General features: G+C 65.1%; 8 protein-coding genes. 6 read left to right on the top strand and 2 right to left on the bottom strand.

Translation table 11 applies throughout. The features are described 5' to 3' along the window. Positions 1–221: 221 nt before the first annotated feature. The 6 genes from ahbB (at position 222) to E2481_RS11350 (ending at position 6,416) form a co-directional block, all read left to right on the top strand. Positions 222–1,259 (top strand): siroheme decarboxylase subunit beta, encoded by a 1,038-nt coding sequence (gene ahbB / locus E2481_RS11375; RefSeq protein WP_136717271.1) that lies wholly within the window; start codon positions 222–224, stop codon positions 1,257–1,259. A gap of 170 nt (positions 1,260–1,429) precedes the next feature. Beyond that, the gene (locus E2481_RS11370; protein WP_136717270.1) at positions 1,430–2,032 is read left to right on the top strand and encodes a response regulator; all 603 of its coding nucleotides are present in this window, start codon (positions 1,430–1,432) and stop codon (positions 2,030–2,032) included. 174 nt (positions 2,033–2,206) lie between these two features. Further along, on the top strand, positions 2,207–2,794 hold the full coding sequence (locus E2481_RS11365; RefSeq protein ID WP_284070555.1) for a HalX domain-containing protein: 588 nt from the start codon (positions 2,207–2,209) through the stop codon (positions 2,792–2,794). Positions 2,795–2,809: 15 nt separating this feature from the next. Beyond that, on the top strand, positions 2,810–4,579 hold the full coding sequence (locus tag E2481_RS11360) for a sensor histidine kinase (protein ID WP_136717269.1): 1,770 nt from the start codon (positions 2,810–2,812) through the stop codon (positions 4,577–4,579). Positions 4,580–4,673: 94 nt separating this feature from the next. After that, entirely contained in the window at positions 4,674–5,606 is a 933-nt protein-coding gene (mptA, locus tag E2481_RS11355) for a GTP cyclohydrolase MptA (RefSeq protein WP_136717268.1), read from the top strand. Positions 5,607–5,786: 180 nt separating this feature from the next. After that, on the top strand, positions 5,787–6,416 hold the full coding sequence (locus E2481_RS11350; RefSeq protein WP_136717267.1) for an AN1-type zinc finger domain-containing protein: 630 nt from the start codon (positions 5,787–5,789) through the stop codon (positions 6,414–6,416). 26 nt (positions 6,417–6,442) lie between these two features. Here the strand turns inward: E2481_RS11350 and E2481_RS11345 are convergent, their stop codons facing one another. Together E2481_RS11345 and E2481_RS11340 are read right to left on the bottom strand one after the other, a co-directional pair. Next, entirely contained in the window at positions 6,443–7,033 is a 591-nt protein-coding gene (locus E2481_RS11345; protein ID WP_136717266.1) for a MaoC family dehydratase, read from the bottom strand. Positions 7,034–7,207: 174 nt separating this feature from the next. Beyond that, positions 7,208–12,901: a PAS domain S-box protein gene (locus E2481_RS11340; RefSeq protein WP_136717265.1), complete on the bottom strand. Its 5,694-nt coding sequence runs from the start codon at positions 12,899–12,901 to the stop codon at positions 7,208–7,210. Positions 12,902–13,102 lie beyond the last annotated feature (201 nt).

Raw genomic sequence — 13,102 nt, 5'->3', positions numbered from 1 at the left:
CCCACTGCTCGGGGCTGCCACGAATAGTTGTCCCCCGTTTCGCGTCGGTCGCACCCATCCCGTCGTCCTGCTACTGTCGGACAGAAGTACGTGAACACCGGATCGATGCTCGGGCAGACAGATCGTGGCTTGCTGCCCGCTCGACAACCATCGGTTGCGACAATTTCTGTCCGGCAGTATGAAACGACAGGATTACACGCGCCGACTCCCTGGATCGGGCAATGAGTCTCCAGTCGGGCGACTGGCGCGACGGGCTAGACGACGTGGACGCGGCGCTCATCGACGGGTACCAGAGCGGCTTTCCGGTCGCCGAACGCCCGTTCCGCGCCGTCGCCGACGACCTGGACGTCACGGAAACGGACGCCCTCCGGCGGGTCGAGGCCCTCCGCGACCAGGGCGTGTTCCGCCGGTTCGGGGCCGTTCTCAACCCGCCAGTCATCGGATCGTCGACGCTCGCTGCCGTCTCCGCGCCCGACGACCGGTTCGACGAAGTGGCGGCCACCATCAACGACCACCGCCAGGTCAACCACAACTACCGCCGCGACCACGAGTGGAACATGTGGTTCGTGGTGACCGCCGGCTCTCACGAGGCACGGGACCGCATCATCGACGATATCGAGGCCCAAACCGGCCTCGACGTGCTCGTCCTGCCGATGCTGACCGACTACTACATCGACCTGGAGTTCCCGGTGGTCAACGCCGACAGGTTCGCGCGGGAGTCGCTGGCCGAAACCGACGCCTCCGCCACGCGGATCAGCGAGGACGCCGCGGCCGACCTCTCGGCGCTCGACCGCCGAGTGCTCCTGGAAATACAGGACGGGTTCCCGCTGTCGGCGACGCCCTATCGGGACATCGCCGCGGCAGTCGACGCCGACGTGACTGACGTGCTCGCTTCGATCGACGGGCTGTGCTCGGACGGCTGTATCAAACGCATCGGCTGCGTCGTCAACCACGTCGCGACCGGCTTCGACAGCAACTGTATGGTCGTGTGGGACGTGCCCGACGAGAACTTGGACGAGTGGGGTGAGACGGTGGGGTCGCTGCCGTACGTAACACTGTGTTACCATCGTCCGCGCCGGCCCGAGCAGGACTGGCCGTACAACCTCTTTACGATGATTCACGGTCGCGAATCGGCGGCCGTCGACGCGAAGATCGACGAGCTCACGGCCGAGTATCTCCCCTGTGACCACGAGCGCCTCTACTCCACTGAGACGCTGAAACAGACCGGGGCGCGATACGACGACATCGTCACGGAGTGACCTCTCGGACCGCATCCAGGAATCGCAAAAATACCGTCTCTCATTCGAACTGTTGGGCGCGGTCGTTGGGGGAGGGCGGTGATCGGCAGGATGAGCGTTTCGGTGGGGTGATTTCCCGGCTCGAAACACCCGGAACCCTTATGCTTCCGTTGTGGAATAAAATTAGCCTGATGAGTTCCGGTGACCTCCCCACCGTACTGGTGGTGGACGACGAACCCGACGTGGCTGACGCCTATGCGGCCCAGTTGTCGGTCGAGTACCACGTCGAAACCGCATACAGTGGCGGGGAGGCACTGGAGAAACTGACGCCCTCGGTGGACGTGGTGTTGCTCGACCGGCGGATGCCGGGCGTGTCGGGCGACGACGTGCTCGAGGAGATCCGCGAGATGGGGATGGAGTGTCGGGTGGCGATGGTGACGGCCGTCGACCCGGACTTCGACATCATCGACATGCCCTTCGACGACTACGTCATCAAGCCCGTCTCCCGTGACGACCTGACCGACACCATCGAGCGCCTGCTGGTCTGTGCCGAATACGAGTCGAAACTGCAGGCCTATTACGCGCTCAGTACGAAGTACGCGACCCTCCTCGCGAACAAGAGTACGGCCGAACTCCAGGCCAGCGAGGAGTTCGCCGATCTGGCCGTCCGTCGAACGGAGGTTCGCGAGGAACTCGACGCGACGGTCGAGCAGTTCGACGACGAGGACTTCGAGGCCGTCTTCCGCGAACTCCACGGCACCGGATCCCCGTCACCCGAACCGGCCGACCGCTAGGCGCCGTGGCCGGCATCCGGTCGTGACCTGTCCTGTCACCGACAGCTGTCGACAGTCGCCCGGATCGCCGGTTCCCGGTTCGAAGCGCGCTCCTCCGGCGTGATTTTCAGTTTTGAGGAGCGGGCGGAAACTTTTTGCTCCTTCTTTGCGACCTGCTAACGTGAGTGGATAGGTTTGGGCGAAACAACAATCCTCATCGTCGACGACGAATCTGCGGTCACGGACGTGTATGCGGCCCACCTTCAGGACGAATACGACGTCCGGACGGCCTACGACGGGTCGGAAGCGGTCGAGACGCTGGACGAGGATGTCGATGCCGTCCTGCTGGACCGACGGATGCCGGGGATGTCCGGCGACGAGGTCCTCGAACACATTCGGGACGAAGGGTACGACTGTCGGGTCGCGATGGTAACGGCGGTCGACCCCGACTTCGACATTCTGGACATGGGGTTCGACGATTACGTCGTCAAGCCGGTGTCTCGGGACGACCTCTACGAGACGGTGGATCGGCTGCTCACCTACACGTCGTACGACGACACGTTCCAGGAGTACTTTTCGCTGGTCTCGAAACGGGCCGCACTGCAGACCTCGAAGAGCCAGTCGGCGCTCGAAACCAACGAGGAGTACCAGGCGCTGACCGAACAGATCGACGAATTAGAGGCGGAACTCGACGACGCCGTGATGGATCTGGACGAGGGGGAGTTCGGGGCGCTGTTCCGGATGCCGGAACCCGACTTCGACTCCCTCGATTCGACGTCATAGTCGTCGCTGGCTCACATGGGATGGGAACAGACGCCGCTCACGGGGCTGTTTGCCGCTGTGACAGTACTGATGTTGGCAGTCGGCGCGCTCTCGTCCCGGCACCGTGACACGCCGGGTGCGGTACCGCTGTCCGTACTCTCGGTAGCCACGGCCATCTGGGCGGGCGGGGCTGCGATCAGCGTCGCCCGGACCGACCCGTCCGGATTACGCCTGTTCGGTAACACGATGTTTTTCGGTATCGTCGTCCTCCCGGTCGCGTTGCTCTACTTCGCTGTCGAATACACCAGCCACGACGTGGGACTGACCCGCTACGGGCCGGTGCCGCTGCTCGTGATGCCGGCGATCACGCTCGTCGTGGTCTGGACGAACTCGATCCACGGGTTGATGTGGACCCGGCGGACGCTCGTTGAGACCGGCGGCATCGCTTCGCTCTCCATCCAGTACGGTCCCTGGTTCTGGGTTCACAGCGCCTACTCGTATCTCCTGATCGTAGTCGCGACGTACCTTCTCGTCCGGATGCTGCTGGTCTCGACCACTGTCTATCGGAGCCAGACCGTCGCGGTTCTCGTGGGGGTATTCACACCGTGGGTGAGCAACGCGGTGTACCTGTCCGGGTTCCTGACGGTCCCGTTCGACCCGACGCCGATCGCTTTCTCGGTGACCTCGGTGACGTTCCTCGTCGCCGTCTACCGCCACAAACTGCTCGAACTCGTCCCCGTGGCACGCGAGGTCGCCCGTGACGAACTCATGGACAACCTCATCGAGGCGGTGTTCGTCCTCGACGACCGGGGCCACGTGTCGGATTTCAACGAACGCGCTCGCCAGCTCACCGGTGAAACGGAGGCTGACCTCCTCGGGGAACCGCTCGACGCAGTCGTTCCGGATCTCGCCGACGCGCTGGGGACCCCGGCCACCGACGAGTTGCACACGGGGGACACGCGGACGGAGGTCGCGCTGCGACAGAACGGGACGCTTCGCCACTACGACGTTCGGATCACGCAGCTCCGTCGCGGGGCCGGGCTCCTGACGGGGACGCTCGTCAGCCTGCGGGACGTGACCGAGCGCCGCCAGCGCGAACAGCGATTGGACGTACTCAACCGAGCGCTCCGTCACGACCTGCGCAACGAGGCGAACGTCATCCTCGGCTACGCCGAGTTGGGGATGCAGAACCACCCGGACGCCGAGTGGGTGCAGGCCATCCAGAAACACGTCTCCGGGATGGTGGACCTGAGTGCGAAGGTCCGCGAGATAGAGCAGGCTCTCGACGGGGAGAACGTCGATCCCTGTCCGGTCGACGTGGCAGCGGCCGTCCGCGAGGTCGTCGCCGACATCGAGGACGAACGCCCTGACCTCTCCATCGAGACGGACCTCCCCGAGTCGATGTACGTCTCCGCGATCGAACTCGTCGACTCGGCGATCCGGAACGCGCTGGAAAACGCCATCGAACACAACGACAACCCGGACCCGCTGATCGAGGTGTCGGTGTCGGTCCGGCGGACCGACGGCGGCGACGTGGCGATCGTGATCGTCGACAACGGCCCCGGCATCCACGAGGACGAACGCGAAGTGCTGTTGCGCGGCCGGGAAACCCAACTCGACCACGTCAGCGGCCTCGGACTCTGGATCATCAACTGGATCGTCACCGAGTCCGGCGGGACCATCGCCATCGACGAGAACGAACCCCGGGGCAGTGTGGTGACGATCAGACTGCCCGAGGCCGAACCGCCGACCGACGATGCGGGTGTCGAGGGCGAGATGGACACCGAGGAAGCCGAACTCTCGTAGTCGGGTCGTCTCGGCGAGCACGAACGAAAACTGGCGACACGAGAAAATCTCTTTTCGAAAGCACTAACGGTCGCTCGGCCCGAAGAGAGTGCTAATGAGTCAGCAACTGCCGGACGTCCAGGCGTCCAGTCCGGACGTGAGCGTGGGCCTCAACCGCGTCGGTGTCACCGGCGTCGAGAAACTCGTCAAACTCGGTCGGGCGGACGACCACCCTATCGTCCTCATGGCGGATTTCTCGGTGTTCGTCGATCTCCCCTCCTGGCGGAAAGGGGCCGACATGTCCCGGAACATGGAGGTCATCGACGAGACGCTCGAAGCCGCCGTCGCCGAGGAGGCCTATCGCGTCGAGGACGTGTGCGGCGAGGTCGCCGAGCGACTCCTCGATAAACACGACTACACGACGAAAGCCGAAGTCCGCATGGAAGCCGAGTACGTCACGCGCGAGCAGACGCCCGCGAGCGAGCGGCCCACCCAGTCGACGGCCGACATCATCGCCTCGGCGACGGCCTCCGAGGACGGGACCACCGAGGAGATCGGTGCCCGGGTCACCGGGATGACCGTCTGCCCCTGCTCGCAAGGGATGAGCACCTCCCGCGCTCGGGAGACGCTGCGGGGCCTGAACGTCGAGGACGAGGTCATCGACGAGTTCCTCGAAGAGGTCCCGCAACCGGGCCACTCACAGCGAGGTCACGCCACGCTGACCATCGAGAGCGAGGGCGCGCCCGAAGCGGACCTGAACGACATCATCCGGGTCGCCCGCGACTCGATGAGCGCGCGCATCTACAATCTGGCCAAACGGCCCGACGAGGACCACATGACCTACGAGTCACACAAGGACGCCAAGTTCGTCGAGGACTGCGTGCGCTCGATGGCCGAGGGCGTCGTCGACGCGTTCCCGGACCTCCCCGAGGACGCCATCGTGACGATGAAACAGTCCAACGACGAGTCTATCCACCAGCACAACGCCCACGCCGAGCGAGTCGCCGAGTTCTCGACGCTGCAGGGCGAAGTCAACGGCGAGAACTAGACCAGCATCCGCGCGCCGCAGGCGCGCGGTTCACGCGAGCGACTCTGTCGCTCGCGTCTTTTTCGCCACCGGAAGACGCGACGCGTCTTCCGAGCCTCCGTTCGCCTACGGCTCACGGAGACCACGTTTTTCAAGGAGCGGTGGAAAGATTCATACGATATTATCCGAATTTAACGATGTATGGGGACCTGTGCCGAGTGTGGGGAGGGGATGGATACCACATACGACTGTCACGACTGCGGGAACGCCTTCTGCGTGGACTGTCGGTTACCCGACGACCACGACTGTACGCCGGCGACGGCAGCGGCGACCGCGTCCGATGGGGGGACTGCGACCGTCGAGTCGCCGTCGGTTTCGCTACCGTCGCTCCCGCGGATAACCGTCTTGCTGCCCGTCTGGCGGGCGATTCCCTGGCAGATACACGCGCTCGCGGCACTGCTGCTTCCTGTACTCGCGATCCCGATGCTCATAGTCGTGCAACGACCGCTGTTCTCGTTCATCGTTGCCGGGATGTCACCGGTGTTCCTTGCCCAGCACGTCTATCACGAACGGGTCGCCCACGCCATCGCCGCCGAAAACAGTGAGAACTCGGGAACTGACAAGAACGAGGACGCGGCTGCGGACGGATCGGAGACGACCGCCTGGACGCCCAGCTGGACCTACTATATTCCGCTGGCGATCATGCTAGTGTTCACGCTGATCAGCCAGCCGAGCTTCTTTCTGGCTGCGGGCGGGCTCTTCGGGTTCGTTGCGGCGGTCGTCTACCTGCTACAGAAACGGCGACACGGGGCGCGGTTCCTCTCGCGTTAAGGGAGGTTCTCCGTACGTCTCAGTGGCTACTCGGCGGTGCTGTCGCGTTCGACCAGTACCACTGCCTCGCCGTCCACGACGACGCCGTCGTCGTCACTGATGGTCGTCGATAGCCGGTAGCGGTCGTCGCCGAGGGATTCGACGATCGAACAGTCGGCGCTGACCCGGTCGCCGACGGCCACCGGGTTGTGGAACTCCAGGTCCTGCGAGAGGTAGACGACGCCGCCCGGGAGCCGGGCCAGTGCGGCGCTGATGAGTCCCGAGACGAGCAGGCCGTGGGCGATGCGGTTTCCGAACCGGGTGTCGCTCGCGGCGTCCTCGTCTAAGTGGATTGGGTTGGTGTCGCCGCTCGCGGCGGCGAATCGCCTGACGTCCGCGTCCGAGACGGTCTTGGCGAACTCGATACTGTCCCCGACGCTGAGCCGTTCGTCGTCGGCGATGTCGGTCGTTACGTCCCAGCCAGGGAGATCGGCGGCCGGTTCGACGCTCTCGGGTCCCCGGTCGGTCCCATCGGCTGGCGCGGTCGAGACGCCGGTTGCGGCCAGCAGTGCGCGGTTCGCTTCGAGGAGACTCGCTCGGAGGTGTGTCGACGAGTCGGTGAGTGTGTTCTGTAACATCTGTTGATGCGGGGTCGGGACGAGCGGTGTCGCCCCGTGCCCCGGCTACCCTGCGGTAGGGTCCTGTTACCGATATGGCTGGCCGGTACGTGTATACCCCGCCCGCCGATCCGGGGGCAATACATATACGCTCGCCTCGGACCGCAGACAGCGGAAGCGGGACGAATCACTCCCTTAGGCTGTGGCTACCGGGGTCTCGTACTCGGTATCGAACAGCTGATCGAGCAGCGACTGCTGGGCGAGGCGGAGGTGCCGGTTGACGGTGGGCTGTGAGACGTCGAGCATGGTCGCGATCTCCTGGCCAGTGGTCTCCCGCGGGCACTCGAAGAAGCCGCTGTAGTAGGCCGTCATGAGGATTTCGCGCTGGCGCTGGGTCAACTCCTCGAGGAGCGACTCGACGAGGTCGGCTTTCGTTCCGAGGGACCGCTCGACGTTCCGCCGGGCGACCAACTCGGCCGACTGATACCGGTCTTCGAGCAGTTGGACCAACTCCCTGATGTCGGTCTGGCGCGACACGTCGATGACGACGTCGAGCGTCCCGTTCTCCGCGACCATCGAGCGGGTGCTGACGCCCTGGGAGACGAGCGTCGCGGCGAGCAGTCCGTCCGAGATGGTGGCCTCGAAGCGCGCCCCGTCCTCGTTCGTGCTGATGACTCTCGGATCGGTGGCGACCACGAGTCGGCCGAGGATCGCGGTTACCGCCTCCGGGTCCGCCCCGGTGGCGCTGAAGAATAGTTGCGTCTCGTCGCCCCCGTCAGTCGAGACTCCGTCGAACGCCACGCGGCAGTCCGCCTCGGTCGCGAGCTTCAACAGGAGCGACTCCTCGCCGGTGAACCGGAGTTTCAGCTCCGTCACGCTGTCGGCGTACAGCGCCTGTTTGGTCCGGACGGCGTTGATCGTGTTCCCGACGGTCTCGCCGAGTTCGACGAACACCGGCCGTTCGAGATCGCCGAACGCGTTCGGCTCGGGCGCGTAGGCCGTCAGGACGCCGTAGGTGTACTCGCCGTGTCTGACGGGGACGCTGATGACCGACTGGAACCCGTGTTCGAGCGCGACCTTCCGCCAGGGCTCGGATCGGAGGCGGTCGACGACGCTCGAGACGACTGTCGGTGTCCGCGTTTCGGCCGTCCGCGCTGCGGGTTCGTCGCTGCTGGCCAGCGACACGGTGTCGAGGTAGCGGTGGCCGTCCCCGGCCCAGGTATTTGGGCGGATCGTCTCGTCGGTCGGGTCCCGTTCGCCGATCCAGGCGAACGACACCATCTCGCTTTCGACCAGTCGATCACAGACGGCGGTCTGGATCTCCGCGCGGGAAGTGGCGTCGATCAGCGATTGGTCGATGCTCCGAAGGATGTCGGTGATCCGGACCTGCCGACCGAGTCTGCTGTTCCGTGCCTGGAGTTGCACGTCCCGTTCGCGGAGGCTCGCTTCGCTTTCGAGGCGGTCGAAGGCGGCCTCCGCCGTCGCGACGAGCGTCTCGATCAGTTGTCGGGTACCGGCGTCGAGGGCCCCCTCGTCCGCGGAAAGCGCCGCCAGGACGCCGTGGTCCCCGACCGGCACGAACAGCCCGTTCCGGATGCGATCGGCTGGCGGCGTTCGGGACTCCGCCGGATCTGCCCGCGTAGTCGTGTGAGTCTCGGTCTCCTGTGATCCGTCGCGACCGGACCACGGGATGGTCGTCGCGTCGACGGGGACCGTCTCTCCGCTGACGAACGCGTTCCAGGCGGGCGACTGCTCGTCCCCCATCGGCAGCGACGGCGTGCCGTCACAGAGGTCGATAAGTCCCGCCGTGAACGCGGCCGGAACGAACTCGCTGTGTTCGCTATCGAGCACGTAGAGGCCGACGCCCGGAACGTCGGTGATCTCCTCGGCGATGTCGACGACGACGTCGCAGATGTCCTCCTCGGATTCGGTGTGCAGCAACTCCCGGGTCGCGACGTGGAGCGATTCCAGTGCGAGTTCGCGCTGCTTGCGTTCGGTGATGTCCTGGAACGCACCCCGAACCGTGACGAGATCGCCGTCCTCGTACACTGGCTCTCCGACCGTCCGGACCCAGCGCTCGTTGTCCCGTGCAGTGATGAGCCGCGCTTCGAGGTCGTAGGGCTCGCCGGTCTCGATGACACCTTCGACGGCCGCGCGGACGCGCGGCTGGTCCTCGGGGTGGTAGAACCCGATTCCGTCCTCCATGTCGAACTCCGCCTCCGGGGGCACCTCGTGGATGCGATTGACTTCGTCCGTGACCATCCCCGAGTACGGGGCCCCGCTCCGGATGTCGAGTTCCCAGCCGCCGACGTTTGCCAGCTGCTGGGTCTGTTTGAGGAGGTGCTGTTGCCATCGCAGTTCCTGCTCGCGGTCTTTGCGCTCGGTCACGTCGAACGAGACCCCGATCACTTCCGTCAGTTCGCCGTCGCTGTCGTATACTGGCTGATACGTGCTCTCGAACACCACGCCATCGACCTCGCGGGTCACCGTCGGGCGCTCCCCGTCCAGCGCCCGCTCGATGTCGTGGCGGATCTCCGCGTGGTCCGGGTAGACGTCGTGTATCGACTCGCCGACGACCGCGCCGGGGTCCAGCCCGAGTTTGGCCAGCCCCTTCCCCTCGGAGAGGGTGAAGACCCCGTCGGGATCGATAGCGTACAGGATGACCGGGATGTTCGACACGACCGAGTCGAGCCGTTCGGTGGTCGCTTCCAGTTTCCGCTCGCGCTCCTTGCGCTCGGTGATGTCCTGGAGTGCACCCCGTAGCTTGATGACTTCCCCGTCGGCGAACACTGGCTCGCTGTTCGTCCGGATCCAGCGCTCGCCGCCCGTGGCCGTGATGAGCCGGGCTTCGAGGTCGTAGGGCTCGCCGGTCTCGATGACGTGTTCGACCGCCGCGCTGACGCGCGGTCGGTCTTCGGGGTGGTAGAACTCGATCGCTTTCGCCATGTCGAACGGCTCGTCGAGCGGCACCTCGTGGATCCGTTTGAGCTCGTCCGTGAGTTGCACGTCGTAGGGGTGACCGGACCGGATGTCGAGTTCCCAGCCGCCCACGTCGGCGAGTTGCTGGGTCCGTTCGAGGAGCGTGCGCTGGCGTTCGAGTTCCTCCTCGTGGCGTTTGCGGTCGGTGATGTCCTGGACCGCTCCTCGTGCACCGATGATCTCGTCGTCGTCGTACCACGGCTGTCCCCGTGTGCGGAGCCAGCGTGTCTCGCCGCTGGGGAGAATCACCCGTATCTCCAGATCATAGGGTTCGCCGTCGGTGATACAGCGCTCGACTACATCCTCGATCAGTGCTCTATCGTCGGGATGGTAGAACTCGATCCACTCCGAATGTGTCAGTTCGTAGTCCTGTGGTAGCCCGTGAATGCGATAGACTTCGTCCGTCCATCGGTGTGTCTCTGAGGCCGCATCGAATTCCCAGCCGCCGACGTGTGCGAGTTGCTGGGTCCGTTCGAGGAGGTGGCGCTGGCGTTCGAGTTCTTCCTCCTGGCGTTTCCGTTCGGAGATGTCGACCGAGGCGCCGACGATCTGTGCGACCTCGCCGTCGATGACCACCGGTGCCAGTCGCGTCTCCCAGAACCGCTCCTCGTCGCGGACAGAGACCTCTTCTTCGTATTTGATGGGCTCACACCGGCGAAGACACTCGCGGTTGTTCTCCCGCATCGCGCGTCCCTCGTCGTCGCCGAAGACCTCCCGAAGATTCTGTCCGCGAACGTCCGCGTTCGTGAACCCGGTTTCCGTCTCGAAGGCCGGATTCACACGCTCCATCCGGAACTCGCCGTCCTCGCAGACCTCGTTGACGAAAAGCAGGTCCTGCGTGTTCTCGAAGAGCGCCTCGGCGACTTCCAGTTCCCGCTCTCGCTGCCGGCGTTCGAGTTCGACGCCGAGCCACTGGGCGAGGAGTTTGATGAACTCACACTCGCTTTCGGTGAACGCCCCGTCTTTCGGTGACTGACTCGAGAAGTTGACCGTCCCGTACGTTTCGCCGTCGACGACCACGGGTGTCCCGATGTACGCTTCGGCGATCCTGGTCTGGTAGGCCGGGTGTGTCCGGTGTTCGGTCGCGCCGATGTCCGGCAGGGTGACCACGTTGCTCGTGTCGCTCCCGAGGGTGATGTCACAGACCGTCTCCCCCAGGTCGAAGACGTCGCCGTCGGCGATCGTTCCGGCTGGATCGACGACATCGGCGATCTCGTACTGCCCGTCCACGACGTGCGAGAGGATACCCAGGTCGAGGTCGAACCGCTCACAGCCGAGTTCGAGCAGCCGTTCCGTGGTCGCCTCGAAGTCCCCCCGGTCCGTCGTGACCTCGTGGAGGTCGCGGAGACTCCGGTTGGCGGCTTCGAGACGCTCCCGGGTCTGTCTGCGCTCGGTGATGTCGGTGTACACCGCGTAACCTTCGGTGAACTCCCCATCGATTTCGTCCTCGCTCCGTATCGGGACGAAGCGGAAGCGAAAGGCCCGCTCGCCGTCGACCGTCTCCCGGAGGACCTCTCGCTCGACGGGGTCGCCGTGTTTGGCCCCGTGGAGGATCTCGCCGGTTTCGCCCGCGTACTCGGCCGGCACGATGAGGTCGATCAACGACTCCCCGACGACGTCCTCGCGCTCGTAGCCGAAGCGCTTCTCGAAGCAGCGATTGACGTCGACGATCTCCGGTTCGTCCCCGCGGATGTCCACCTGGACGATACTGTCCGTCGAGTTCTCGAACAGGGCCCCGAGCCGGTCACGTTCGGACCCCAGCGACTGTTCGCGCGCACTGAGTGCGGCGGCCATCCGCTCGAAACTCCCGTATAGCCGGCCGATGTCGTCGGTGCGGTTCGTCGAGAGGTCGACGTCGTACTCCCCTGCTGCCAGGCGTTTCGCCTTCCCGGCGAGCCGCTCGATGGCTTCGGTGAGGTCCTTCCCGAGGTAGTACCCGACGAACGCGACGAGGCCGACGCCCAGGAGGGTCGCGAGGAGCCCGAACTCGGTGATGTTATCGACGAGACCCATCGCTCGGCTGGCCGGTGTGTGGACCAGGACGACCCAGTCGGTACCGGCCACCTGATCGTAGCCGACGAACACGTCAGTGCCGGGTTGAACCCCGAGCGCGTTGGCGACCGTCGTCGAAGCCGGCGCTCGCAGTGCCCCCGGCGCCGACGGTCCCCCCGCCCGTGCGCGGTCGGCGGGTGCGTTGCTCGCCTGATCGGACGCGTACTCACTCAGTGTCGCGGGTCGGTGTGCGAAGACCACGCGCCCGTCCCCATCGACGACCATCGTCCGCGTGTCCGGCCGTTTCTGGACGTGCTCAGTGAACGACGACGGCCGGACAGTCGCGACGAGCAGCCGGGGTTGCTGACCGGTGGTGCCGCTGTCGATCGGTGTGACGTAGGCGATCAGCGGTCGGTTCTCGTCGCTCCCGTTCCCCTGGTAGACGCCAGTCGTCGCCACGCCGCTGATCGATCGGTTTCCGAGTTCCGTCCACGGGGCGTCGATCCGGTCGAACGCCAGTCCCTCGATGTCCCCGTTCGTGCTGACTTCGACGGTCCCGCTCGTCCGGTTCACGTAATGGAGGTTCTGGATCCGGTCAGCCCGTCCGTTCTTCTGTGACTGCAGGAACGCGCGGACCGTCGCCCGGTCGTCGCTCTGTACGTCCTGGGTCGCGCTCGCTGCCTGCAGGAACGCCTGGTTGTTCTCGTGCCAGAGTTCGAGCGTCTGGCTCTCCTGTGTCGCGATACTGGTGTACTTCTCGGTCACCGTCCCGCTCACGTCCTCTCGGATCAGCAGCGTCGCACCGATACCGAACGCCCCCAAAACGAGCGCGGACACCACCAGTGAGACTGCGAGCTTCACCGCCAACCGCTCCCTGAACGCCTTCGAGACGAGCCACCTCGGTCCGGACCGTTCCATCTCTTCGTAGCCGGAGGATTCTGCCGGTAAAGAGCGCAACGGTAAGGATTACCCTACTACCTGTCTCCCCCGCAACTGTACCGTCGACTGAGACGATAGCGGTCCACCGCGCGAGGCTCTCACAGCGACCGGTTGTGCCGAGCGGCCGACGGAACGGCTGGCATAACACGAGCTTACGGACCGAAACGGGGCGGAACCCGC

Source organism: Halorientalis salina (assembly GCF_005049285.1).
In the GTDB taxonomy this organism is placed as follows: Archaea; Halobacteriota; Halobacteria; order Halobacteriales; family Haloarculaceae; genus Halorientalis; species Halorientalis salina.
This window is presented reverse-complemented; position numbering and strand designations above follow the sequence as displayed.

Excerpts from the sequence above, each read along its gene's own strand:
- ahbB (WP_136717271.1), top strand. The coding sequence starts at position 222 with ATGAGTCTCCAGTCGGGCGACTGGCGCGACGGGCTAGACGACGTGGAC.
- E2481_RS11370 (WP_136717270.1), top strand. The coding sequence starts at position 1,430 with ATGAGTTCCGGTGACCTCCCCACCGTACTGGTGGTGGACGACGAACCC.
- E2481_RS11360 (WP_136717269.1), top strand. The coding sequence starts at position 2,810 with ATGGGATGGGAACAGACGCCGCTCACGGGGCTGTTTGCCGCTGTGACA.
- mptA (WP_136717268.1), top strand. The coding sequence starts at position 4,674 with ATGAGTCAGCAACTGCCGGACGTCCAGGCGTCCAGTCCGGACGTGAGC.
- E2481_RS11350 (WP_136717267.1), top strand. The coding sequence starts at position 5,787 with ATGGGGACCTGTGCCGAGTGTGGGGAGGGGATGGATACCACATACGAC.
- E2481_RS11345 (WP_136717266.1), bottom strand. The coding sequence starts at position 7,033 with ATGTTACAGAACACACTCACCGACTCGTCGACACACCTCCGAGCGAGT.
- E2481_RS11340 (WP_136717265.1), bottom strand. The coding sequence starts at position 12,901 with ATGGAACGGTCCGGACCGAGGTGGCTCGTCTCGAAGGCGTTCAGGGAG.